Annotated in this window: 18 protein-coding genes and 6 pseudogenes; 13 read left to right on the top strand and 11 right to left on the bottom strand. The window is 60.7% G+C overall.

The genetic code is table 11. From position 1 onward, the window contains the following. Window positions 1-39: 39 nt before the first annotated feature. A pseudogene (locus OKW41_RS25970) lies at window positions 40-219 on the top strand (IS5/IS1182 family transposase); the annotation flags it as partial. 504 nt (window positions 220-723) lie between these two features. On the opposite strand, the gene OKW41_RS25965 reads toward OKW41_RS25970, so the two are convergent. After that, window positions 724-1,875, bottom strand: coding sequence for an IS110 family transposase (locus OKW41_RS25965; RefSeq protein WP_429572848.1), 1,152 nt, complete (start codon window positions 1,873-1,875; stop codon window positions 724-726). Window positions 1,876-1,903: 28 nt separating this feature from the next. On the opposite strand from OKW41_RS25965, the pseudogene OKW41_RS25960 reads away from it, so the two are divergent. Then, window positions 1,904-2,215 (top strand): annotated as a pseudogene (locus tag OKW41_RS25960) (hypothetical protein); the annotation flags it as partial. A gap of 31 nt (window positions 2,216-2,246) precedes the next feature. Here the strand turns inward: OKW41_RS25960 and OKW41_RS25955 are convergent. The 3 genes and pseudogenes from OKW41_RS25955 to OKW41_RS25945 all read right to left on the bottom strand — a co-directional run. After that, window positions 2,247-2,840, bottom strand: a pseudogene (locus OKW41_RS25955) (IS6 family transposase); the annotation flags it as partial. 256 nt (window positions 2,841-3,096) lie between these two features. After that, a complete protein-coding gene (locus tag OKW41_RS25950; RefSeq protein ID WP_429452172.1) occupies window positions 3,097-4,482 on the bottom strand; it encodes an MFS transporter in 1,386 nt (461 codons plus the stop codon). A 90-nt stretch (window positions 4,483-4,572) separates the two neighbouring features. Beyond that, window positions 4,573-5,739: a M24 family metallopeptidase gene (locus OKW41_RS25945; protein WP_018424309.1), complete on the bottom strand. Its 1,167-nt coding sequence runs from the start codon at window positions 5,737-5,739 to the stop codon at window positions 4,573-4,575. Window positions 5,740-5,913: 174 nt separating this feature from the next. On the opposite strand from OKW41_RS25945, the gene OKW41_RS25940 reads away from it, so the two are divergent. Then, window positions 5,914-6,909, top strand: coding sequence for a LysR substrate-binding domain-containing protein (locus OKW41_RS25940; protein ID WP_429574437.1), 996 nt, complete (start codon window positions 5,914-5,916; stop codon window positions 6,907-6,909). A 16-nt stretch (window positions 6,910-6,925) separates the two neighbouring features. On the opposite strand, the pseudogene iolB reads toward OKW41_RS25940, so the two are convergent. Next, window positions 6,926-7,733: pseudogene (gene iolB / locus OKW41_RS25935) on the bottom strand (5-deoxy-glucuronate isomerase). 16 nt (window positions 7,734-7,749) lie between these two features. Between iolB and OKW41_RS25930 the strand changes: the two are divergent. Next, entirely contained in the window at window positions 7,750-8,091 is a 342-nt protein-coding gene (locus OKW41_RS25930) for a hypothetical protein (protein WP_429574436.1), read from the top strand. 144 nt (window positions 8,092-8,235) lie between these two features. Then, window positions 8,236-8,694 (top strand): hypothetical protein, encoded by a 459-nt coding sequence (locus tag OKW41_RS25925; RefSeq protein WP_429452180.1) that lies wholly within the window; start codon window positions 8,236-8,238, stop codon window positions 8,692-8,694. A gap of 225 nt (window positions 8,695-8,919) precedes the next feature. Here the strand turns inward: OKW41_RS25925 and OKW41_RS25920 are convergent, their stop codons facing one another. Both OKW41_RS25920 and OKW41_RS25915 read right to left on the bottom strand, forming a co-directional pair. Further along, on the bottom strand, window positions 8,920-9,303 hold the full coding sequence (locus OKW41_RS25920) for a hypothetical protein (RefSeq protein WP_429452182.1): 384 nt from the start codon (window positions 9,301-9,303) through the stop codon (window positions 8,920-8,922). Between the two features lie 169 nt (window positions 9,304-9,472). Continuing rightward, window positions 9,473-9,714 (bottom strand): annotated as a pseudogene (locus OKW41_RS25915) (nitrate reductase); the annotation flags it as partial. A 637-nt stretch (window positions 9,715-10,351) separates the two neighbouring features. Between OKW41_RS25915 and OKW41_RS25910 the strand changes: the two are divergent. From OKW41_RS25910 to OKW41_RS25900, 3 genes are all read left to right on the top strand, one after another. Next, complete coding sequence (locus tag OKW41_RS25910) at window positions 10,352-11,572, top strand: ABC transporter substrate-binding protein (RefSeq protein ID WP_429402272.1); 1,221 nt, start codon at window positions 10,352-10,354, stop codon at window positions 11,570-11,572. A 107-nt stretch (window positions 11,573-11,679) separates the two neighbouring features. Next, complete coding sequence (locus OKW41_RS25905; protein WP_429452186.1) at window positions 11,680-12,558, top strand: carbohydrate ABC transporter permease; 879 nt, start codon at window positions 11,680-11,682, stop codon at window positions 12,556-12,558. Then, window positions 12,546-13,358 (top strand): carbohydrate ABC transporter permease, encoded by an 813-nt coding sequence (locus OKW41_RS25900; protein WP_429487909.1) that lies wholly within the window; start codon window positions 12,546-12,548, stop codon window positions 13,356-13,358. The genes OKW41_RS25905 and OKW41_RS25900 overlap by 13 nt, the downstream gene beginning before the upstream one ends. Here the strand turns inward: OKW41_RS25900 and OKW41_RS25895 are convergent. Further along, window positions 13,345-13,467 (bottom strand): hypothetical protein, encoded by a 123-nt coding sequence (locus OKW41_RS25895; RefSeq protein WP_429402550.1) that lies wholly within the window; start codon window positions 13,465-13,467, stop codon window positions 13,345-13,347. The two genes, OKW41_RS25900 and OKW41_RS25895, sit on opposite strands and share 14 nt — an antisense overlap. On the opposite strand from OKW41_RS25895, the gene OKW41_RS25890 reads away from it, so the two are divergent. From OKW41_RS25890 to OKW41_RS25870, 5 genes are all read left to right on the top strand, one after another. Continuing rightward, a complete protein-coding gene (locus tag OKW41_RS25890) occupies window positions 13,417-14,403 on the top strand; it encodes an NAD(P)-dependent alcohol dehydrogenase (RefSeq protein WP_429576480.1) in 987 nt (328 codons plus the stop codon). The two genes, OKW41_RS25895 and OKW41_RS25890, sit on opposite strands and share 51 nt — an antisense overlap. A 3-nt stretch (window positions 14,404-14,406) precedes the next feature. Continuing rightward, window positions 14,407-15,576: an ABC transporter ATP-binding protein gene (locus OKW41_RS25885; protein WP_429452190.1), complete on the top strand. Its 1,170-nt coding sequence runs from the start codon at window positions 14,407-14,409 to the stop codon at window positions 15,574-15,576. 50 nt (window positions 15,577-15,626) lie between these two features. Then, the gene (locus OKW41_RS25880; protein ID WP_429574435.1) at window positions 15,627-16,505 is read left to right on the top strand and encodes an AraC family transcriptional regulator; all 879 of its coding nucleotides are present in this window, start codon (window positions 15,627-15,629) and stop codon (window positions 16,503-16,505) included. Window positions 16,506-16,554: 49 nt separating this feature from the next. Next, window positions 16,555-18,015, top strand: coding sequence for a xylulokinase (gene xylB / locus OKW41_RS25875; RefSeq protein WP_429576479.1), 1,461 nt, complete (start codon window positions 16,555-16,557; stop codon window positions 18,013-18,015). Between the two features lie 605 nt (window positions 18,016-18,620). Further along, the gene (locus OKW41_RS25870) at window positions 18,621-19,112 is read left to right on the top strand and encodes a RidA family protein (RefSeq protein WP_429452196.1); all 492 of its coding nucleotides are present in this window, start codon (window positions 18,621-18,623) and stop codon (window positions 19,110-19,112) included. 152 nt (window positions 19,113-19,264) lie between these two features. On the opposite strand, the gene OKW41_RS25865 is transcribed toward OKW41_RS25870, so the two are convergent. The 3 genes and pseudogenes from OKW41_RS25865 to OKW41_RS25855 form a co-directional block, all read right to left on the bottom strand. Then, on the bottom strand, window positions 19,265-19,690 hold the full coding sequence (locus OKW41_RS25865; RefSeq protein ID WP_429574434.1) for a hypothetical protein: 426 nt from the start codon (window positions 19,688-19,690) through the stop codon (window positions 19,265-19,267). A 237-nt stretch (window positions 19,691-19,927) separates the two neighbouring features. Further along, window positions 19,928-20,305 (bottom strand): VOC family protein, encoded by a 378-nt coding sequence (locus tag OKW41_RS25860; RefSeq protein WP_429452208.1) that lies wholly within the window; start codon window positions 20,303-20,305, stop codon window positions 19,928-19,930. A gap of 432 nt (window positions 20,306-20,737) precedes the next feature. Further along, window positions 20,738-22,016, bottom strand: a pseudogene (locus OKW41_RS25855) (NAD-dependent succinate-semialdehyde dehydrogenase). Between the last annotated feature and the right edge of the window lie 18 nt (window positions 22,017-22,034).

The following is a 22,034-nucleotide window of genomic DNA, read 5'->3' as shown; positions in this document are numbered from 1 at the left end:
CGCCTAAACTGAAGTAACGCATTCAGGTCGAACGGGCACATGAAGCGATTCATTGAAGGCAAAGACCGTAAGCAAGCTGTCTTGCTGCCCGAGTATCTTGAGGACTATGTGTCCGAGGACAATCCAGTGCGCGTAATCGACGTCTTTGTCGATGAGCTTGATCTTCATGAGCTCGGCTTTGACGGAACCGCTCCCGCAACGACGGGGCGCCCCCCTCATATCATCTATCCGTACGGCGTTGTCACGTTAGCGCGCTGGTCAGCTAAGATGACGTGATGAAGAAGACGAAATCGCTCTTCTTCTATGAGGTATTGAAAGTCAAGCCCTGCTGAATGGAAAAATTCTGTTATGTGAAGGAAATCTCCTGGGACTGCCGGTTATCTACTGGCCGGCCTGCGGGGTCGCCTGCTACGACCAGACGCAGGCCGGCCAGTAGATAACCGGAGAGCACAGAGGCTGGGCTGATGGCATATACCCTTTTGCAAGTTAACATGTCGATGTCATGTCATTCAGGTCAGAGTGTCTTGGGGGACCCGGCCAGTGCCGGGTCGATCTTCTATCCGTGCCGGCCAACCAGGCCGGTCACCTCATGCCGCATGCGCAAAGCGCTGGATCACTCTGTTACCGACGCGCCCCATCTAATCCAAACGGCTACCCGCATGGGTAGCCCGAGCGATTTACGGGCGCGTTGACCGTTGAACACCGCCTGCCATCCTGTGCCGTTCAGGCGTTCGCCATGTTGACATCACGTGGCTTGAGTATCGCACCGTCGGGAATTTCACCGTGTTCCAGATAGCGCCACAGGGCAATCGCCAGACGGCGTGCGAGCGCCACGATACCGATGCGCCGCAGTCGCTTGCCGGTGCCGGCAAACCGCTGGTTGAACCAGCGGCTAAGCTGGCTGTTGGGCTGGAAGCGTAACCAGCTCCATGCGAGCTCGACCATCAACCACCGGCATCGCTTGTTGCCCGCCTTGCTGATACCCAGTTCGACCTGACTGGTGCCGCTGGCATATGGCGTGGGCGTCAGGCCCAGGCAGCCGGCCACTTCCCGACGGTTGTGAAACTGCCGCCAGCTAAACAGTTCCCTCATCAGGGTCCAGGCGCTGCCTGTGCCGATGCCCGCAAGCTGTGCCAGCAACGCCATGCCGGGGTGCGAGCCGCTGCGCACCTGCTGGTCCTGCAGTGCTTCCAGCAGGCTTATCTGTTTGCGCACAAGCGCGAGCCGCTCACATTCGCGTTCAATCTCGGCGCGCAGGCCGGGCGGCAGTTGCTCGCGCTGCTGGGCCCACCAGTGAGTCCAGATCCGGCCACCGACATACCTGACCCGAAGGTTGTGCAGCACGAGCAAGGAGCGGATCCGGTTGGTGTGTGCGGTACGCTCCTGCCGCAGGCGCTCCAGTTCCCGGTGCAGGCGCCGGTCGTCTTCCTGCTCAGGCGTCGGGATGCGCGCGACGGCCCATAGCCGGTGCTCGCCCGCGTAATAACGCATAAGCATCGAGAGGAGCTTGTCGCTGTCAAGGCGGTCCGTCTTCGCGCGACGGGAGCGCCGGTTCACCTCGATACTGGCCGAATCCACCACGAGATTGGCAATACCCTGCTGAGCCAGCCAGCGGTGCAGCCAGAAGCCGTCACGGCCAGCCTCATAACAGCTGTAGACGGGTGCGCCGGCGCTGAGGTGGCAACGCACCCTGGCGTTCGCGATGGCGGTGAGGACCGCCGAGGTATCACCTGCGGCGACCGTACACCGGCTCGGCGCGCGGTGGCCATCACCCAGTGAGAGCTTCCAGCTCTTATCGCCCAGTTCAAAAGCCATGTACAGCCGGCCAACTACCGTCGTATTCTGCCCTCGAAGGGCTGTGTCAGGCGCATCCATTTTGCGTGCTCCTTTGGAGAAAACGAGTATGAATCCCGTTTTTACTCCAGCGGGCCTACTTCCGCAGCCCTCCCATAGCATCTACCATGGCCATCGATTCCCGGCGTCAGTCATCAGCCACGCGGTTCGGTGGTATTTCCGCTTTCAACTCAGCCTTCGCGACATCGAGGAGCTACTGTTCGAGCGCGGCGTGGTTGTCAGCCATGAATCGATCCGGCGGTGGACGGACAAGTTCGGCGCCAGTTTTGCGCATCAGGTCAGGACTGCCCGTCGCAAACCGCGCAGCACATGGCATCTCGACGAAATGTTCGTGACGCTGCGCGGCGAGCCCTGGCTGCTGTAGCGTGCAGTCGATGAGCACGGCATTGAACTCGACAGCCCAGCATCGGTCGGGTGATGCGTTTGATGGCCCGATGGTCCTGCTCGACCACGTTATTCAGGTACTTGACTTGACGAATCGTAATGGGCGTCTCTCGCTCGGCGTTCACCGCGTGCAACGCAGCCAGATTAGAGCCGCTTTTATCGATGGTTACCGTCTCGGGTACACCGTTCTGAGCGATCGACTTTTCAAAGAAGCGCCGCGCTGCCACCTTGTCGCGCTTGGCTCTGAACAGGAAATCGATGGTTTGGCCCGCCTTGTCCACCGCCCGGTAGAGGTACTGCCACTGGCCTTTGACTTTGATATATGTTTCGTCCATCCGCCAGCTCTTGCCTACCGGCTGCTTGTGCTTACGGAGCGTCTTCTCGAACAGCGGCACCAACTTGATCACCCAACGATGCACCGTGGAATGATCAACCTCAATACCGCGCTCGGCCATCATTTCTTCGAGATTACGCAAACTCAGTGAGTAGGCGACGTACCACCGCACGCATAGCAACATCACATCGAGCGGATAGTGAAGGCGCTTTAGCACTCGGGTGATGCCCGCAGCAAGCGTCTTTCGCGGTGTTTGGGTCTTCTTCATCGGCCAGCCAAAGCATATTTGTCAGGCTCGAATACTACCTCTCCCGTCTTAACGCGACAAAACCGTTTGATACGGTTAGCCCGCCAACCCTTTATCAGCCCGGGTTGCAGCTGATCCGCCTGGTCTCATTGCGGTCATCCGAGCCATCGTCGTACAGTTCGTATCCGTCAGCGCATCCCGTCTTGAACGCACGTACGCGCGGTGCGAAGGTGTAGCCATCGTAACGACGGAGCAATGCGATGGAGAACACCAGCGCTCAGCGCGACAAAGGACGCGGCGAATGCGCGCACGCATGCGCACACAGCGCGGTGGCCGCTTCATCTTCCGGCTCCGCGGACAGATCCCGCCTGAAAGTCTCGGCGAGGAAAAACGCGCACACCAGGCTCAGCAACCCCGTCGCCGCGATATAGATCGAAATGGGCAGCGTCTGGCCATACGTGGCGAACAGATAAGTGGCGATCAATGGCGTCGGCCCTGACGTGATGATGCCGGCGATCTGATACGGCAGCGACGCACCCGTATAGCGCACCCGCGTACCGAACAGCTCCGCAAACCACGTCGATTGCACGCCGTACACGGACGCCTGGCTTAACGCGATACCGCAGACGTACGCCACGAGAATCAAGGTCGGATTGCGTGTCTCGAGCAACGGAAAGAACGCGAATCCGTAGATCGCCACGAACACCGCCCCGAACATGAAGACGGTCCGGCGTCCGATCAGATCCGACAGTTTGCCGAACAATGGCAGCGTGATCAGCGCGAAGGCGCAGCCGAGAATGATGGCGTTCAGCAGGAGTCCGCGCGGCAGGCCGAGCCGCGTCGTGCCATAGACCAGCACGAACACGTTGATCACGTTGAAGGTGATATCGACCGCGAAGCGCGTGCCGATCGTCAGCACGAGGTCTTTCGGATGCCGGCGCAGCAATTCGATCAGCGGCGCCTTGACGACTCGCTTGCTCGCCTTGATCTGTTCGAATACCGGCGATTCCATGACGCGCAGCCGGATAAACAGGCCGATCGCGATCAGCGCGACGCTCAGCAGGAACGGCAGGCGCCATCCCCAGGTATAGAACGCGTCCGACGGCAGACTCGACACGGCTTTGAACACCGCGGTCGAGAGCATCAGCCCGAGCGGCACGCCCAATTGCGGGAACGCGCCGAAGAAGCCACGCTTGCTGGCCGGCGCCGTTTCTACCACCATCAGCACCGCGCCGCCCCATTCGCCGCCGACGCCAAGTCCTTGCAGAAAGCGCATCGCCACCAGCAGGATCGGCGCCCAGACGCCGATCGAGGCGTAAGTCGGCAGCAGCCCGATCACGAAGGTGCCGACGCCCATGATCGTCAGCGTCGCGACGAGCGTCGTCTTGCGTCCGATGCGGTCGCCAAAGTGCCCGAAAAACACCGCACCGAAAGGCCGTGCGAGATAGCCGACCGCAAAACTCCCGAACGCCGCAATGGTGCCGACCACCGGATCGAACGAGGGGAAGAACAGCTTGGCGAACACCAGTGCCGCAGCGGTGGCATAGAGAAAAAAGTCGTACCACTCGATGGCGGTCCCGACCACCGAAGCGACCAGCACACGGTTGACGGCCGAACGGCTGATAACCGGCGCGTTGCCGGATGAAACGGGCGATGTGTTCATGTCTCCTCCCTTCTCTGGGAATCTATGTTTTCAAGCTGCTGCGTGTCGGCGGCGCGGGTCCGCCGGCACGTTACGATAAATTCACTGTGCTCACCAGTGCAGTTCCATCGGGAACTGGTCGAGCGTTTCGACGCCGCCCGAGGTCAACCGCACGATACGTTCCGTGCGCAAACCGCCGACGTTCGGCACCGTGATGGTCGCCTTCAGGGTAAAGACCATGTTTTCCTGCAGCACGGTCCTGTTGCCCGGCCCGATCCACGGCGCTTCTTCTTCCGGGTCCATGCCGGTGCCGTGACCGGTGCCATGGCCGCGCGCTTCGCTCGAGTATTGCTCGTAGTTCGATTTCACCAGCGCCTGCTGGATCACCGCATTCAGTTCCATGGCCGCCATGCCGGGACGCGCGGCGGCAAGCCCCGCTTCGACCGCGCGCGCCGCTGCCGCGACGATCGCCATCTTCTCGGGATTCGCCGGACCGTAGGTGAAACCGCGTCCGCCATCGGCCACGTACCCACGATAACGCGCACCGATGTCGGTCATGATCAGGTCGCCCGGTTGCAGGATGCGGTCGGTGGGACGCGCCAGGTTATACGCCGAGCGTGGACCGGATTGCACCATCGAATCGAACGCGGTCCGGTCTGCTCCTCCCGCGAGCATCGCGCGGTCAGCGATTAGAGCGAGTTCACGCTCGGTGTAGGGACGGCGGTCGACGAGCGCATCGCGAATCGCGGCCATCGCCGAATCGGTCAAGGCGGCGGCTTTGCGCATCAGTGCGACTTCGGCGTCGCTCTTGATCGCCTTGATTTCGGCTAGCACCATCGTCGGTTCGAGCTTCAATTCGTTGAGACCGGCGTTCAGGCGCTTCAACAGATCCGCAGGGATATAGGCGGCGCCGGCGAGGCCGACCGTGCCGCTGCGATGCCGCGCCGAAAATGCCTGCACCTGTTGCGTGACTTCACGCAGGCTGCGCACTTCGAAGGCGGTCACGCTCGTCGCGTAGTCGAAGCATTGATCCGACACGAACAGCACGGGGTCGCCGTCCACGGGCAGCAGCAGAATCGCGTTGGCGATGTCCGATACGCCGTCGAGCGGACGGAATTCGGTAAAGTAGCCGATGTTCGCGCCACGCCAGCAATCGCCGAAGGCAAGCAGGCCGACCAGCCCTGCCTTGTCGAGTGCGCTGCGGACCTTGGCGACGCGGCCGAGGAACTCGTCGGTGGTGATGCCTTCCGGCGGGATGTCTGTGGTACGAGTGTTCATTACTTCTTCGTCTCCTGTGTGGCTGCAGGATGCAGCCCGCCTCGATGCCCCTGAAGGGAATTCGCCCGCCTTGGAATGCAGGCCGTCCTCTCCATAGTAGAATCGATCGATATGCTTTTATAATGAAAAATAACTCATAATCTATATCGAGAAGGAATACGTGGAGATAATATCGTGACCGCAGCCATTCATTCGGACACCGGCGCAGGGGCCATCGCGACGAGCCGCTTCGACCCCACGCGTCTCAAGACACGTCAATTGGCCCTGATCGTTCAGCTCGATACCCATCGCTCGGTATTGCGCGCGGCGAACGCCGCGCACATGACGCAGCCCGGGGCGACCAAGTTACTGCGGGAACTGGAAGAGACGATGGGTGTGCAATTGTTCGAACGGCATCCGCGCGGTGTCGAGCCCACCTGGTACGGCGAGGTGCTGATCCGCCATGCACGCAGTGTGCTGGCGGAGTTGCGGCACGCGTACGACGAAGTGTCCGCGCTCAAAGCCGGCCTGACCGGGCAGGCGATGATCGGCACCGAGGTCACGGCGGCCACCAACCTCGTGCCACAAGCGGTGGCGCTGCTCAAGAAGCGCTTCCCGCAGATTCGCGTCAACATCGAGATGGAGTTCAGCGAGGTGCTGGTGCAGCGTCTGCAGGAAGGCAAGCTGGATATGATCGTCGCGCGAATCCGCAATCCGGACGACCTTGCGGAGCTGCACTATGCGCCGCTCGCAGAAGCACAGCACGCGCTGTTCGCACGCGTTGGCCATCCGCTCATCAAGCGCAAGGCTCTGAGCTGGGACGAACTGGCGCCGCAAACGTGGATCTTGCCGCCAAAAGGCAACGTCATGCGCAATCAGTTCACGCAACTGTTTCTCGAACGGAAGCTCGCGTTGCCGACGGATGTGGTCGAGAGCTCGTCGCTGCCTGTCATCACGAGTCTGCTGCAGATGAGCGATATGATCGCGCCGCTTGCGCGCGAGCCGGTGCGGCCTTATTGCATTGCCGGTGCGCTCGAACCGCTACCGTTCGAACTCGATCTGAAGCTCGGACCGGCGGGCATCGTCACACGGCGCGGCGACAGGCTCTCGCCGGGCGCGCGGGCGATGCTGCAAGCGCTGCGCGAGGCCGCCGGATTCGACTCCCAAGGCCCCGACGCCGACAGCGACTGACTTACCGCAACGGGACTCAGCGCGCGCCGTCCACCGCGACCCTTGCGCCGGGTTGTAGTAGCCATTCATGAGCCGGCTCGTTATGCACGTGCCAGGTGCGGCGCGGACCGGCCATCACGTTCAGGTAGTAGAGGTCGTAGCCGTGCGCGGCGGCAACCGGGTGATAGCCGCGCGGCACCAGCACGACATGCTTGTCGTAAGCCGCGAGCGTTTCGTCAAGACTGCGGTCGTCGGTATAGACGCGCTGAACTGCGAAGCCCTGCGGCGGCGAGACCCGGTGGTAATAGGTTTCCTCGAGATAGGTCTGCTGCTCGCCATCGTCGGTATCGTGCCGATGCGGCGGGTAACTGGACCAGTTACCTGCGGGCGTCACCGATTCCACCACCAGCAAGCTCTCCCTGCTCGGTTTCCGGAAGGATGTGGCGCACGTGACGCAGATTGGCGCCAGCGCCACGGGTTTCCTGCCTTACCTCGTCAGGTGCAATGAAGCGCGGCGGCAGACCGCCCTTCGCGGGCGCGGAGCAGACGCCGAGTTCGACGTCGTCCGCGGCCACGATCGTGTAGCGCGTATGCGGTGGCACGTACATGGACCACGGCGCGCCATCGAACGGCGACATCCGAGCGCCGATCGCGCGGCTCGCGAGCCCTTCGCAACCGACTGTTGCGTGCCCCCTGACGAGCACGACCACGACTTCGCGATCGCCCGTCTCCTGTGTAACCGTGGCGCCAACCTTCAGGTCGAAAACATCGAAGCCGACGTATTTCCAGCCGGGGCTCGTCGGCGACGAAACCTGGTGGCGGGAGGCGATCGGCTTCCTGCTCACGCCTTCGCATTGAAATATGAAAGCACGCTCCGTCCCGTCGAGCTGGAAACGCATCTATGTCCTCGATGCGAAGAGCAGGCCTGTCGAGGTGTTCGACCGCGGCGAGTGGTCGCGCTGGATGACTGAGAACGAACTGATCTTCCGCCGCACGCTGCTGGACGAATCCGGCGTGACGGTCACGACCCGCTTCCGAGGTGTGTCCGAACCGAAAACCGGGGAGGTTTCGCTGTTCGTGACGCGCATCGCCGGAATGGAAGCGCGAGACAACAGGAGCTACGGAGCGCGTACGCTCGATGAGGCGCTGGAGCAGCATGAGCGCATCGTGCAGAAAATCCTCCGGATGCTGACCGCGCGGTGATCGCCACAGCGCGACGATTCTCCGCGAGACGCAAATGCCACAGAAGGCGCAAGGGCGTGTAGATTAGGATCTTGTTGCGACCCGCCACTGTCTCTTCGAATCGGTCGCCATCCGAGTCAGTCCTGAAGTTGCACAGGAGCCGGCATGAACACGAAGCACAGCAAGAAAGGTCATCTCGAAGCCGCGGCGTCACACCACGAGCAGGCCGCGCGACATCACCGCGAGGCGTCGCGGCATTTCGAGGACGGTCAAGACTTTGCCCACGCCGCACATCAGGCGATGATGGCCCATGGCCACACGTTGCATGCGATCGATCAGGCACACGACGCTGGCGCGCACAGCGCCAATACGCCATCAATAACGCCTCCATCGACCGGCTCAGGCGCAAGTGCCGCGGACGTGGCAAAACATCATGCGGCGGCCGTGGAGCTTCACACGCAAGCGGCGCAGCATATGCGCCACGCCGTCAAGCTCTTCGATCAGGATCGTAGCGCGGTCTCCCACGACGCACAGCTAGCGCTCTCCCTTGCACTGCGCGCTTTGTCTCATGGCAACGAAGCAGCCAGACTATTTGTCAAGCTCGCTGCCAGTGGTGCATCGTGAGTTAAGGCCGGTTGAATTCAAGCCAGTCACATCTTATTTGGTGGAGTATTCGGAGTGGTGCGGTATCCGCTTATACCGATTCTTGAGCGCACCGAAAGCTGAATCGCTTTCTGCACGGCATGCACGCCGTACAGCACCAGGCTGTCGCGCGGATCTACGGTCGTGGGACTGCCGCAAAGATCCGCGCATTGATAGGTATGGCGCAATCCAGCGCGCCACTCGCGACTAGGCCTGTCGCTCCAGCAGGTCTGTTGCGAAAGACTTCGCATGCGCTAAGGCCTCTTGTGCGTCGAGGAATACACCGAGCTGATCCCAGTGCTCTTCGACCGCGTACGTTCCTTTCATACCGAGTGCCCTCTGAACGCGCAATTGCGCAGCGTACCTGCCGTCCTCCAATGGTCGAGCAGTCGCTATTACCTTGTGCGGAAGGTCGGATCTTTCTGGCTGAACCAACTCGACAGGACCGCCAGGTACGCCGATATCTTTCAACTCGTTCCTGACTTTGCAGTCCGGGCAGTAGAAGCACCACCCCTCGTCCTCGTGATTGGATCTGACCTGCCCGCGAGCCAGCACGGCGCGACATTCAACGTTTTCGCAGATGAACGGCATAGCAGTTTCCGGAGTTGTTCGAAAGAAATCCTAGCATGTCCGCCGAGGGCCAACCATCGGCATTATTGCCGTGCCTGAGGCGAAGGAAAACCCTCTAGCGCGACCCGGCGAGGTCGGGTTACGCGGCCGCAGCGTCACCGTAGTCAGGTATAGAACGCCGCCGATCGCCATAGTAGGCGATCCAGGTCAAGCCAACGGCCATCAGCGCCCAGAACGGGACCCGCTCGCCGTCGACGCCGGCCTCCTTGGTTTTGTCGAGCACCGCTCATGGGAATGCCGTGCCGAACGAGAAGCCGTCGGACCGGCGCAGTCCTGGAATTTGCGCACCGTCTCAATGCCCTTCTGGATGATGAGCAAGTGCAGCGCCCAAATGACTACTTGGCAGATCACCTCCAGACCGGAGTGGCCGAGCAAGCGTTGAAGGACGGTATGCCGGGCGATCGATCGATGGACCAGCGAGTCTGAACTGAATCTCCATTTCGACTTGCTCTGACATTCAGGACTGGCTGAGATCGACCCTCAACGGACGGTGGATCATGCGCTGCATAACCGGCAGCTTCCGGGTGTACAGCGGTCATTCACTCCTTCGAATTGCGTAGCAGGTCCTCTTCCATTGCGGGCACGCAAGTCCGTCGAAAACGACTATCCGTGAATGACCGCTTTCATAGCAACTCCGACCACAACTCGTTCGATGTACGCCGGAACAGACCTGTCCAGCACTCGTCACCTGTACTTTCGAGACGAAACAGCGATCGAAGCGACCTGCTGACTGGCGTCCTCCACGGCGTGGACACTTACGGGACCGCTTCGGTCACTGACACATTTTGTGCGCCGCACCCAAAGCGCGAGCAAAAAGTATCAGCGGCTTCCGCCTTTTGCAGTGGCTGGCCATTGGCCGCGACCACTACAGTTCTCCTCACCGTACGCCTGCTCTGCTCTCAATCGCAGCGCCCGTATGGCGTTGCCAAAGAACATTCCAAAAGCGGAGACGAGAGTGAAACCAATTCAATTGTTGACAGCTTGCGCGTTCCTAGGCGCAAGCCTTCCCATGCTAGCGACGGCACAGACCTGCAACGTTCCCGTGCTCAAGGTGCTTGCCCAGAAGAGCCTCGGCCTGACAGTCATGGAGAAGTCGCTGCCCGACTATGAAAAGCGCAGCGGCACCAAGATTGAAATCAACTACTTTGGTGAAAACGACCGTCGTTCGAAATCACGACTCGACGCGTCGACGGGCGCAGGTTCCTATCAGATCTATTACGTTGATGAGGCGAACGTCGCCGAGTTTGCATCAGCGGGCTGGGTCGTACCGCTGCTGAAGTACTACCCGAAAGACGCCGACTACGACGACTTCCTGCCGGGCCGGCGCGCGGTGGCAAGCTATAAGGGCGTCGCGTATTTCGCTCCGCTGATCGGCGGAGGCGATTTCCTGTTCTACCGTCGTGACCTTCTCGAGAAAGCGCATCTCCCAGTGCCGAAAACGCTCGACGAGCTCGTTGCGGACATCAAGAAGCTCAATGCGCCGCCTAACATGTACGGTTGGGTTGCACGCGGGCAACGCGGGTCGGGCATGAACGTGTGGCGCTGGGCGCCGTTCATGCTCGCCGAGGGCGGTACCTGGACCGACAAGAGCCAAGCTCCATCCTTCAATTCGCCGGGCGCGGTGAAGGCGACGCAACTGTATCGGGATCTCTTCAAATACGCGCCCCCGGGTTCGGCGACGTACGACTGGAGCAACGCGCTCGAAGCGTTCCGTTCCGGCAAGGTCGCGTTCATGATCGAATCGACGCCGTTCGCCGACTGGATGGAAGATCCGACCAAGTCTAGCGTGGCGGACAAGGTGGGATACGTCAGGCCGCCGGCACCGTTGCCGTCGGCTGCCTATGGTCATGGCCTGGCGATTTCTTCTGTCGGCGCCAAGGACGAATGCACGCGTCAGGCGGCAGGGAAGTTCATTGCCTGGGCGACGGGCAAGGATCAGGAGCAGGCCCGCCTTCGCGACAACGTCTTTAGCGACTACAACCGCTCGAGCACGATCAAGAGCGATTACTTCCAGAAGCACGTCAAGCCGCAGATTCTCGCTGGCCTGAACGATACCAACCCGGTGACAAAGGTCACGATCTGGTCAAGCCCGCAGTGGCCGGATATCGGCGACAACCTCGGTATCGCGCTGGAGGAGGTGTTCACGGGTACGCAGCCGGATGTTCAGGCAACGCTGAACGACGCCGTTCAGTACGCTCAGGACGCGATGGAACACGGCGCGAAGAAGTAACGCGCACGCCCCTTGCAGCACGCGTTGTACTGCGAGGGGCACCGCCGATCCAGTCGTGGTCTCACAGGAACACTGAATTCGCGGACTCTACGTTGTTGGAGAAGTCAATGTTCAATCGGGGTAAAACCAGCCTTCCGTTCGTATTTCTTGGCCCGCCTCTTGCCTTGATGGCGGTCCTCGGTCTAGTTCCCACTGTCGCGGCAATCAACCTCGCATTGAGAAATCGCGTGCTGCGCTATCCGGACAGCGAGTACGTCTGGCTGCGCAATTTCGCCCGGCTGTTCTCGGACAGACGGTTCCTCAATTCCATCGAAGTATCGGCGATCTGGGAAATCACCACGGTGGTCGGCGCGGTCGTGGTCGGCGTTCTGGTTGCGATCTATCTGTTCGAGCAGATGCATGGCCGGATGCGCAGCGTCATTTCGCTGTTGCTAATCGTGCCAGTGCTTCTACCGCGAGTCTCGGCGGCCTTCATCTGGAAGTTCATGTATTCGCCTCTCACCGGCATTCTCAGCTGGTTTCTTGGTCTGCTGGGAGTTGAGAACACGGCTTTTCTTTCCGATCCGCATCTCGCGCTGTACGCGGTGGCAGTCGTCGATATCTGGCAGTGGGGATTGTTCTTCGGGGTCGTCATATTGAAACTGCTTGAAACGCTGCCGCCCGAGCCGCTCGAAGCCGCCCGCCTCGACTATGCGCGCACCTGGCAGGTCTACGCGTATATCGCATTGCCGATGCTAAAGGTGCCGATCATGAGTCTGGTGTTCATCAAGATGGTCGAGTCGCTGCGCTCGTTCGATCTGGTCTACGTGATGACCAAGGGCGGCCCCGGGATCACGACTGAAACCCTCGACATGTACGCGTATTCGCAAGGCATCGGGTTGTCCGGAAAGGTCTCGTATGCCTCGAGTATGGCCGTGCTGATGATGGTCGCGACCACGCTGATTTTCACCTTCATCTGGAAGCGGGTGAACAAATGGGAAGACTGATTTCGCGAAGCACCAGTTGGTCGCTCGGCGCGGTGCTCGCCATAGTGGCCGTGTTTCCGATCTTCTGGGCGTTTCTCAATTCGTTGAAAAACCTGCTCGACATCGTTACGCCGACGCCGCGCTTCTTTTTTTCGCCGACACTCGACAACTACCGGCAGGTTGTATCGAGCCCCGAGGTACTCATCGGACTCGCCAACAGCCTTTCTATCGTCGGTTCTGCTGTCGTGTTGGGCGCGCTACTCGGCGTACCTGCGGCCTATGTCATCGCACGCTATCACCTGCCGGGCAAGCGCGACATTCAGTTCTTTCTGTTGTCGCTGCGGTTTCTGCCGCCGGTCGCAATCGCCGTCCCGTTGATCGCGATCTGGGTCGATGTTGGGCTGTATGACACGAAGCTGTCGATGGTGGTGACCTATCTGCTGGTCACGCTGTCGACCATCACATGGTTGTCCATTCCGGTATTTCAGCGCTTGCCGCGTGAGGTCGAAGAAGCCGCCACCTTGGACGGTTACGGCCCGTACGGGGTGTTCTGGCGCATTGCATTGCCGATCAGCGCAACCACGCTGATGGGTGGCATCGTGTTCAGCTTCGTACTGGTCTGGAATGAACTGATGATCGCACTCGCCTTGACGTCGTCGAGAAGCGCGACGCTGCCGGTCGTTGCCTCCGCGTTCACTTCGCTCGGGCAGGAGGTGCCGTGGGGCGTGATCAATGCTTCCACCGTCCTGCTCGCGCTTCCTCCGATCATTTTCGTCGGCGTCCTGAGCCGGCTGTTGAATTCAATGCTCAAAGGCAAGTAAGGAGATAGTTTTGAAAGCCCTCGTACTCGAAGAAGCGCGCCAACTCGCGCTGCGCGATATCGACCTGCCGCTCGAAGTCGGTCCTCGCGACGTCAAGATCAAGATTCATACGGTTGGCGTTTGCGGTAGTGACGTCCATTACTACACGCACGGACGCATCGGACCGTTCAAGGTCGAAGCACCGATGGTGCTTGGTCACGAAGCGTCCGGAACGGTGATCGAAACTGGCAGCGAGGTCACGCATCTGCGTATGGGCGACCGCGTTTGCATGGAGCCGGGCATTCCGCAATTCGACTCGCCGGCGACGATGCGCGGCCTGTACAACCTGGACCCTGCGGTGCGCTTCTGGGCAACGCCGCCCATCCACGGTTGCCTGACGCCTTATGTCGTGCATCCGGCGGCATTCACCTTCCGGCTTCCCGACAATGTGTCCTTCGCGGAGGGCGCGATCGTCGAGCCACTGTCGATCGGGCTACAGGCCGCCAAGAAGGCTGCGATGAAACCCGGAGATGTCGCGGTCGTCATCGGCGCGGGGACGATCGGCGCGATGACGGCCCTGGCCGCACTGGCAGGCGGCACGTCGCGCGTCATTCTGGCAGATGTGATCAAGGAAAAACTGGCTCTCTTCGCCGACAATCCCGCAGTTACGACAGTTAATGTGCAGGAGCAACGGTTGGCCGATGTTGTTCGGGAAGTCACCGCGGGCTGGGGTGCCGACGTCGTGTTCGAAGCGAGTGGCAACGCGATGGTCTACGATGACCTGTTTGATCTCCTTTGCCCGGGTGGCTGTGCGGTCCTTGTTGGGATGCCGGTCGACCGCGTGCCGCTCGACGTCGTTGCCATGCAGGCGAAGGAAGCGCGCCTCGAATCGGTGTTCCGCTACGCGAATGTGTTCCCGCGCGCGCTGGCGCTGATCAGCTCAGGAATGATTGATGTGAAGCCGTTCATCTCGCGCAAGTTCGCGTTCGCCGACGGCCTCAGGGCGTTCGAAGAGGCGGCAGCAGGGCGCCCGAATGATGTCAAGATCCAGATCGAGATGGACTGAGCCATGGCCAAAATCGTCTGCAGAGGCCTCACGAAGCGTTACGACGGCGGGCCGCCGGTGCTGCATCCACTCGATATGGAAATCGACGACGGTGAGTTCGTCGTGTTGCTCGGGCCATCCGGATGTGGCAAATCCACGATGCTTCGCATGATTGCGGGTCTCGAAGGTATCACGGGCGGGGACCTTGCGATCGGTGACACCGTCGTGAACGACTTGCCGGCGCGCGAGCGTAACGTCGCGATGGTGTTCCAGAACTACGCCCTGTATCCGCACATGACTGTGTATGACAACGTCGCGTTTGGCTTGCGCCGGCTGAAGGTGCGGGCTGCAGAAATCGACCGTCGCGTGCGAGAAGTCGCTGCGATGCTGAACCTCGACGGGTTGCTCGATCGCAAACCGCGAGCAATGTCGGGCGGCCAGCAGCAGCGCGCTGCGATCGCTCGGGCAATGATCAAGACACCCGAGGTATTCCTCTTCGATGAGCCGCTGTCCAACCTCGACGCGAAACTGCGAGCCCAATTACGAGGCGACATCAAGCGGCTACACAAGCGCCTGAAGACCACGACGGTGTATGTGACGCACGACCAGCTCGAGGCCATGACGCTCGCCGACCGTGTGATCCTGATGCGGGGCGGGCGGATTGAGCAGGCCGGCACGCCATCTGATCTGTACCATTTCCCGGATACGCTGTTCGCCGCAGGGTTCATCGGCACACCCGCCACGAATCTCATATCCGGGACGGCCGAGCGAACAGGTGAAACGTGCTTCGTCCAGGTGCAGGGCCAGCGCTGGGCTCTTGTCGGGCCGCGTTTCGCAGGGCTGCAGCACCGCCAGGCGGTGAAACTGGCGATCCGGCCGAACTATCTGAAGGTGGCGTCCGCAGACGATGAGTTCGGCTCGCTAAGGCTTCGCGGCAAGGTGGAGCTGATCGAACTGCTGGGCGCGGAGGCGCTTGTCACGTTCGAATTCGCCGGCGAACGCCTGGCCGCGCTGGTGCCAGCGGGTGACCTACCCGAACTGGATAGCGTGGTAACGTTTCAGTTCAAAGTAGCCGACCTGCACGTTTTCGATGCCCAGACGGAGCAAAACGTCTCATTGCCTGTTCCTCAGAGCATCAGAACAACGCTCGCCGGTCCGCCACATCAAGAATTGGGTGTACAGGGAGCGGCTTAGCATTAACAAAAGAAGTCGCGGCGTCGAGACGGCCGAGGAGGAGAAGCGGTATGAATCCGGACCTGGAGTTGGTGCACACGCGACGGGACGAGTCGTTTCGTGCCTGGGCGCACGACTATCCGCATACGGTAGCGAAATGGCACTTTCATCCGGAGTATGAGATTCACGTCATCCGGGCGTCGACCGGCAAGTTTTTTGTCGGCGATTTCATCGGTGACTTCGCGCCAGGTAACTTGGTGATCACCGGGCCGAATTTACCGCACAACTGGATCAGCGAAGTCGGCGAGCGCGAAACCGTGCCGTCACGCGACGTGGTTCTCCAGTTTTCGCGTGACGCGGTCGAACGCATGGTGGCCGCGTTCACCGAATTGCACTCGATCGTCGGCCTGGTCGACGATGCAGCGCGCGGGATACAGTTTCCGGATGCAGTGGGCCTGGCCATTGCGCCAATGATGCTGGAGCTTGCTGTTTCACACGGTTGTCGCCGCGTCGAATTGTTGATGTCGATCTTCGACAGGTTGTCGTCGTGCACCGAGCGCACCTTGCTGGCGGGACCCGCATACGATGTCAACGCACATCGCTACATGCAGTCCACGATCAATCAGGTGCTCTCGTACATTCAGCAGAACCTCCCGGGCACATTGCGCGAAGCTGATGTCGCTGAGCTTGCCGGCATGAGCGTGAGCACGTTCACACGCTTTTTCCGACGACATACAGGGTGTACGTTTGTGCAGTACCAGAACCGGCTCCGGATCAACGAAGCGTGTGAACTGCTGATGTGTTCGACGCTTAGCGTGACGGAGATCTGCTATCGCGTTGGCTTTAACAATCTGTCGAACTTCAATCGTCAATTCCTTTCAACGAAGGCGATGCCGCCATCGAAGTTTCGCGCGCTGCATCAGCTTAACGAACACATGATCGCGGCTTGACGTTTTGCTTCGGCAAGACGAGCCGGCCGCAAGAACCAGGACGACACTCTTGACTTTCCTTGGAATCGACCTTGGGACCTCCGAGGTAAAAGCGCTACTCACAGACGACGAATCGCACACGATCGCCACCGGCAGTGCACGACTTGAAGTCGAGAATATTCACCCCCACTGGTCCGAACAGAGCCCGCAGGCGTGGTGGCACGCCACGCTTGATGCAATCGCGCAGGTGCGGGCGTCCAATCCCGCTGGCTTTTCGGCGCTACGCGGAATTGGGTTATCTGGACAGATGCATGGCGCGACCCTGCTTGATCGCGTCGGTCAGGTGTTACGCCCGGCGATCCTGTGGAACGACACCCGGGCGTTTGCCGAATGTGTGGAGCTCGAAGCGCTGGTTCCAGAGTCGCGCTCGATTACCGGCAACCTTGCGATGCCGGGTTTCACCGCGCCGAAACTGCTCTGGCTGTCTAAATACGAACCGGCCGTGTTCCGCGCAGCGCACAAGATCCTGTTGCCGAAGGACTACGTGGCGTGGCGCTTAACTGGCGAGTTCGTCTCCGAGATGTCCGATGCGTCGGGCACACTGTGGCTCGACGTCGCGAAGCGTGACTGGTCGGACAGGATGCTCTCCGCGACCGGCCTTTCGCGTGATCACATGCCCAGGCTGGTAGAAGGCAGCGAGGCTGCGGCACAGTTAAACGATACATTGCGGCGCGAATGGGGCATTGCTAGCCCAGTGCTCCTTTGCGGCGGTGCGGGTGATAACGCAGCCAGCGCGATCGGCATGGGCGTCGCCGACGCCGGTAGCGCGTTCCTGTCATTGGGCACGTCTGGCGTGCTGTTTGCCGGAACTGACCGGTTTGCGCCGAATCCCGCGCAGGCGGTGCACGCGTTCTGCCATTGCTTGCCGGACCGCTGGCATCAGATGAGCGTCATCCTGTCGGCGGCTTCAAGTCTCGCGTGGCTGTCCGACGTGCTTAAGAAGGACGTCGCCGAGCTTGCCGGCTTGGCCGAGAAGGCCGACGCGCGGGGCGCACCGCTGTTCCTGCCGTACCTGAGCGGTGAGCGTACGCCTCACAATGACGCGAATGCAAAGGGTGTGTTCTGGGGGCTAACCGGCGCTCACGGTGAGGCCGACCTTGCGTACAGCGTGATGGAAGGCGTGGCTTTCGCGATGGCCGACGGTTACGCAGCGCTACAAGGTGCCGGGACGGCGCTGGGCACGGCGTCTTTCATTGGAGGCGGCTCGCGTAGCCGTTTCTGGGCGAAGCTTTGTGCAACAGCCACTGGCGTTGCAATGCGCCGCCATCATGGCGGAGATGTCGGCGCCGCTTTAGGCGCTGCACGGCTTGCGCGGTTGGCCGTCACGAAGGAGAACGTCAAGCAGGTGTGTACGTCTCCGGCAACGATCGAGGTATGCGAACCCGACGCAGGGCACCGGACCGTGACCCGGGACCGGCTCGCGCGATATCGCAGAATATACGCGGCGCTTAAAGACGAATTTTCCAGATAGATGTTCATCCAGATCCGTGTATCTCGGAGTTCCGGATTGAGATTGCTTATGTCTTTGCCAGCCTTCCCGTCGCGCCGTTGCTTCTTTCTGTGTCCATGGCCAAGATTGCTGGCGAGGGTGCGCGAGGCGTCGTGAGAATCGCGGCGTTCGATCCCAACTTGCCTGTGGGCGATCAAGTATGGACGAGCGTTGCACCTGACTGTGGACGGTTGCGGCCAGGCAGTACGCGGCCATCTGGACGACCTCGGTCCGACGATACTCACAGTTGATAGCGGACGCTCACAGACGCCCACTTCCTTGTCCGGCTTTCAGACCAGGCTGATGACCTGCCTGCAGTCACGCCCCAACGAATGACCGCTGTCTGGGTTGACGCAGACGTTCAAACGTCCGCTCCACTCTGTGGATGAACGACCGAAACTGGCCGCGCTGCGTCAGTCCGGTCTTCGAACTCATCGGTCGAAATCGGTCACTGGAATTCAGCGGCCCAGAAGCGGCCAGTCTGCAGTGCGTACTCCCGACCCGCAACGGACCTTCGCCCGGCCTGATAACGGCCATTCGATGGCCATGTATGATGCCTTGCAACACCCCATCGTAGGAGTTTGGCAATGGTAGATGCAGTGAACCCGATGGAAGTTTGGGCGCCGTTCGGCACCTTCTCTATGGCGGTCATTCAAGGCGATGGCCGTATCGCTCACCTGAAGGGCCAAGTGTCGCTCGATCGACATGGACAAATCGTCGGGCAAGGGGACATCCGCGCGCAGGTAAGGCAGGTTCTGGAGAATATTCGCAGCGTCCTAGCGTCGATTGGTGGACAGATGGCGGATGTGGTTTCGATGGTTCACTATGCAACGGACATTGAGGCCTTTATGGCCACCGGCGACATTCGCCAAGAGTTTTTTGGTGCGCCGTATCCTGTCACGACGACCGTCCAGGTCCAACGTCTATACCGGCCTGAACTGCTAATCGAGATCGCGGCGATCGCCGAAATTCCCCGCTCGCGGTTTCGCCATCCTGGGCCGGGCAACCAGGCACTACGTGAGCGATTTCCTCGCACGACCAGGCTTGGCCGGCTAGCGCCCGACGACCAAGCGCGGTGATCGCCGCAGGCACGGCCTCCCATACAAAGGGCATAAGGCGACCCACTTCGGCCAGTCGACCAGTCCACAAAGCGGCCATTCGCGGTCGAACCGGCTGGTAGCAAAACTCGCGATTGAAGTGCGTTTGAGCTAGAGGTGGAAACGGAATTAATTCATGACCGAAGTTGCGGTATGTTCGAAAAATCGGGGATGTATTCGACCCGATAGTCAGGCACCCAATCGAGTCGCTTTCCTCCAAGCGTACACAATGCGAACATCCCGTATTCAACGGCCCGACGAATCTCGGAATACCTTTCCTGCCGTATTGGAGAGGCGACCGGCCAAATTCTCGCTCCCCTTTTCACCGTCTGCTCCACCACATACATCGCTACTGCCATCGGATACTCTCGGGCGATTCCGCGAATACGGGCGATGCGTTTTTCCGTTGCCTCGTATGCTGCAAAAACGAATTCAATATGCTCGTCTGCATATTCGAAGTTTAGGTGGTCCGTGTCGTAAAACTTCGACGACATCCTGATCGTGATCTTGTTTTCGCGATCGATGGCTGTTCGTGTTGTTTCCTCGTATTCGAATCTCATCGTGTTCCCCGAAAGCCACTGCTGTTGACATGCTAAGGACACAGGAGAGAAGCCTATCCGTAGGCTCCCCGTCCCATGTCAACAATCTATGCGATCGAGTCGAATGACCGAAAGTGGCCGACATGTGCCTGAGGCCGACAGGCAGCAGGCGACCCTCAAGCGACATTCGATTTTCTCGATAACGGACACTCGAAAGAGGCTCAATCCCATACCTCACGAGTCCGCTCGATCGAAGGGTTAGGCCTCGGGTTGGTGGCAAACCGCTTCGATGTTGTGCCCGTCCGGACCAATGACAAAAGCCGCATAGTAGTTCGCGTGGTAGTGCGGGCGCAAACCAGGCGCACCATTATCTTTGCCACCCGCTTCCAGAGCCGCGCGATAGAAAGCGTCCACTTGCTGGCGATTCTCCGCCATGAAGGCCAGATGAAGTTGCGCCGGCTTCTCCTCGGTTTGGTACAGGCACAATGAAGTCTTATCTCCCGGCGGGCTAAGCTCGACACCGTACGTCGGCGGCCCCTCCGAGACAACAGCTACGCCGAGCGGTTCGAGTGCCTTGAGGAAGAACGCTTTGCTCGCTGCATAGTCACTGACTCCGAATTTGACGTGATCGAACATGAGTTCTCCCGCAGAGTGTGGGCCAATTATCGCGGATCTATACGGCCTCGTCGATCGGCCGAAATTGGCTGAGTGATGCCTCATGCGGATCGCATATCGTGTTCGACCTTGGACGGCGGCGATCGGCAGCACGCGACCCCATCCGGACATTCGAAGTAACTCAACGAACGACTCTGGTCGGCCCAAAACCGGACGCTCGGTTCTAACGACAGCCCGACGCGGCACGCTCTGTCGCGCTGGCAACACAGCAATTTTTTCGGGCCACTGCCTATCCATCTCTGCCGGCCTATAGACCGGGAAAATGCGGCAGATGATTGCCCACAGCGAACGAAAGCAACCACGGAGTGGCCGTAGATATCGGATCGCACCCGCATCGGTCAGATAGTCACACTTCGAACTGCGCGGTTTCAGGCAACGCGCTGACTATGGCCGCTATACCGCCATCACCGATACTGCCTTGGTGACCAGATAACCTTCCATGGCTTCCGGGCCGCCTTCTGAACCGTAGCCCGAATCCTTCACGCCGCCGAACGGCATTTCTGCCGAAGGCGTGGCCGGCTGGTTGATCCACAGCATGCCGACTTCCATCTGCTGCGACAGCAGATGCACGTTGCCGAACGACTTCGTAAACGCATAGCCCGCGAGGCCGAACGGCAGACGGTTGGCTTCGGCGATCGCTTCTTCGAGCTTGTCGAAGCCGCGAATCGCGGCGATCGGGCCGAACGGTTCGTTGTTGAACACATCGGCTTCGAGTGACACGTCGGTCAGCACGGTCGGCGCGAAGAAGTTGGCTTCCGAGCCCACCCGTTCGCCGCCCGTCGCGACCTTGGCGCCGGTCTTGCGCGCGTCGTCGAGCACTTTGCTCATCGCGCTGAGGCGGCGCGCGTTGGCAAGCGGCCCGAGCGTCGTGACCTTCCGCGAGACCGTGGCCCAGCTTGAGGCTTTCGGCGTGCTTGACCAGCGCCGCGGCGAATTCTTCGCGGATGCTGTTGTGCACCAGGAAGCGGGTCGGCGAGATGCAGACCTGGCCTGCGTTGCGGAACTTCGCGCCGCCGGCCGCCTTGACGGCGAGCGCGACGTCGGCGTCTTTAGCGACGATGACCGGCGCGTGGCCGCCGAGCTCCATCGTCGCGCGCTTCATGTGCGCGCCGGCCAGCGCCGCGAGCTGCTTGCCGACCGGCGTCGAGCCCGTGAACGTGACCTTGCGGATCACCGGATGCGGAATCAGGTAGCTGGAAATCTCAGCCGGGTCGCCGAACACGAGGCCGACCGTACCGGCCGGCTCCTTGAGCACCAGCTGCTGCGCGGCGAGGTTGCGCGACGGCACGATCCGGCCATACACGCGGCGGCCTTCGTCGGCGAACCATTCGATGATGTCCGCGGCGGCCAGCACTTCGCCGCGCGCTTCGGCGAACGGCTTGCCCTGTTCCTGCGTCATCAGGCGGCCGATCTCGGCGGCGCGCTCGCGCACCAGCGCGGCGGCCTTACGCATGGTCGTGGCGCGCTCGTTGGCGGGAATCTTGTGCCATGCTTCGAAGCCGCGCTGCGCGGCTTCGAGCGCGCGGTCCAGATCGGCGACGCCGGCGTGGGCCACTTTGCCGATGGCCTGGCCGGTGGCCGGGTTGACGACGTCGAGCGTCTTGCCGCTGGCGGCGTCGCACCATTCGCCGTTGATCAGAAGACGGGTATCGCTATAGCTCAGGGTGGCCATGCTGGGTTCCTGTAGGTG

Source organism: Paraburkholderia sp. UCT70 (assembly GCF_050434085.1).
Classification (GTDB): domain Bacteria; phylum Pseudomonadota; class Gammaproteobacteria; order Burkholderiales; family Burkholderiaceae; genus Paraburkholderia; species Paraburkholderia tuberum.
The sequence above is the reverse complement of the archived record's forward strand: the minus strand, read 5'-3'. Positions and strand labels throughout refer to the sequence as shown.

What these genes read in the sequence shown, in the direction of transcription:
- OKW41_RS25865 (WP_429574434.1), bottom strand. Translation starts at nt 19,690, where the DNA reads ATGAGATTCGAATACGAGGAAACAACACGAACAGCCATCGATCGCGAA.
- OKW41_RS25945 (WP_018424309.1), bottom strand. Translation starts at nt 5,739, where the DNA reads ATGAACACTCGTACCACAGACATCCCGCCGGAAGGCATCACCACCGAC.
- OKW41_RS25920 (WP_429452182.1), bottom strand. Translation starts at nt 9,303, where the DNA reads ATGCCGTTCATCTGCGAAAACGTTGAATGTCGCGCCGTGCTGGCTCGC.
- OKW41_RS25905 (WP_429452186.1), top strand. Translation starts at nt 11,680, where the DNA reads ATGTTCAATCGGGGTAAAACCAGCCTTCCGTTCGTATTTCTTGGCCCG.
- OKW41_RS25925 (WP_429452180.1), top strand. Translation starts at nt 8,236, where the DNA reads ATGAACACGAAGCACAGCAAGAAAGGTCATCTCGAAGCCGCGGCGTCA.
- OKW41_RS25870 (WP_429452196.1), top strand. Translation starts at nt 18,621, where the DNA reads ATGGTAGATGCAGTGAACCCGATGGAAGTTTGGGCGCCGTTCGGCACC.
- OKW41_RS25880 (WP_429574435.1), top strand. Translation starts at nt 15,627, where the DNA reads ATGAATCCGGACCTGGAGTTGGTGCACACGCGACGGGACGAGTCGTTT.
- OKW41_RS25965 (WP_429572848.1), bottom strand. Translation starts at nt 1,875, where the DNA reads ATGGATGCGCCTGACACAGCCCTTCGAGGGCAGAATACGACGGTAGTT.
- OKW41_RS25910 (WP_429402272.1), top strand. Translation starts at nt 10,352, where the DNA reads ATGCTAGCGACGGCACAGACCTGCAACGTTCCCGTGCTCAAGGTGCTT.
- OKW41_RS25860 (WP_429452208.1), bottom strand. Translation starts at nt 20,305, where the DNA reads ATGTTCGATCACGTCAAATTCGGAGTCAGTGACTATGCAGCGAGCAAA.
- OKW41_RS25895 (WP_429402550.1), bottom strand. Translation starts at nt 13,467, where the DNA reads ATGAATCTTGATCTTGACGTCGCGAGGACCGACTTCGAGCGGCAGGTC.
- OKW41_RS25885 (WP_429452190.1), top strand. Translation starts at nt 14,407, where the DNA reads ATGGCCAAAATCGTCTGCAGAGGCCTCACGAAGCGTTACGACGGCGGG.
- OKW41_RS25900 (WP_429487909.1), top strand. Translation starts at nt 12,546, where the DNA reads ATGGGAAGACTGATTTCGCGAAGCACCAGTTGGTCGCTCGGCGCGGTG.
- OKW41_RS25930 (WP_429574436.1), top strand. Translation starts at nt 7,750, where the DNA reads ATGAAAGCACGCTCCGTCCCGTCGAGCTGGAAACGCATCTATGTCCTC.
- OKW41_RS25950 (WP_429452172.1), bottom strand. Translation starts at nt 4,482, where the DNA reads ATGAACACATCGCCCGTTTCATCCGGCAACGCGCCGGTTATCAGCCGT.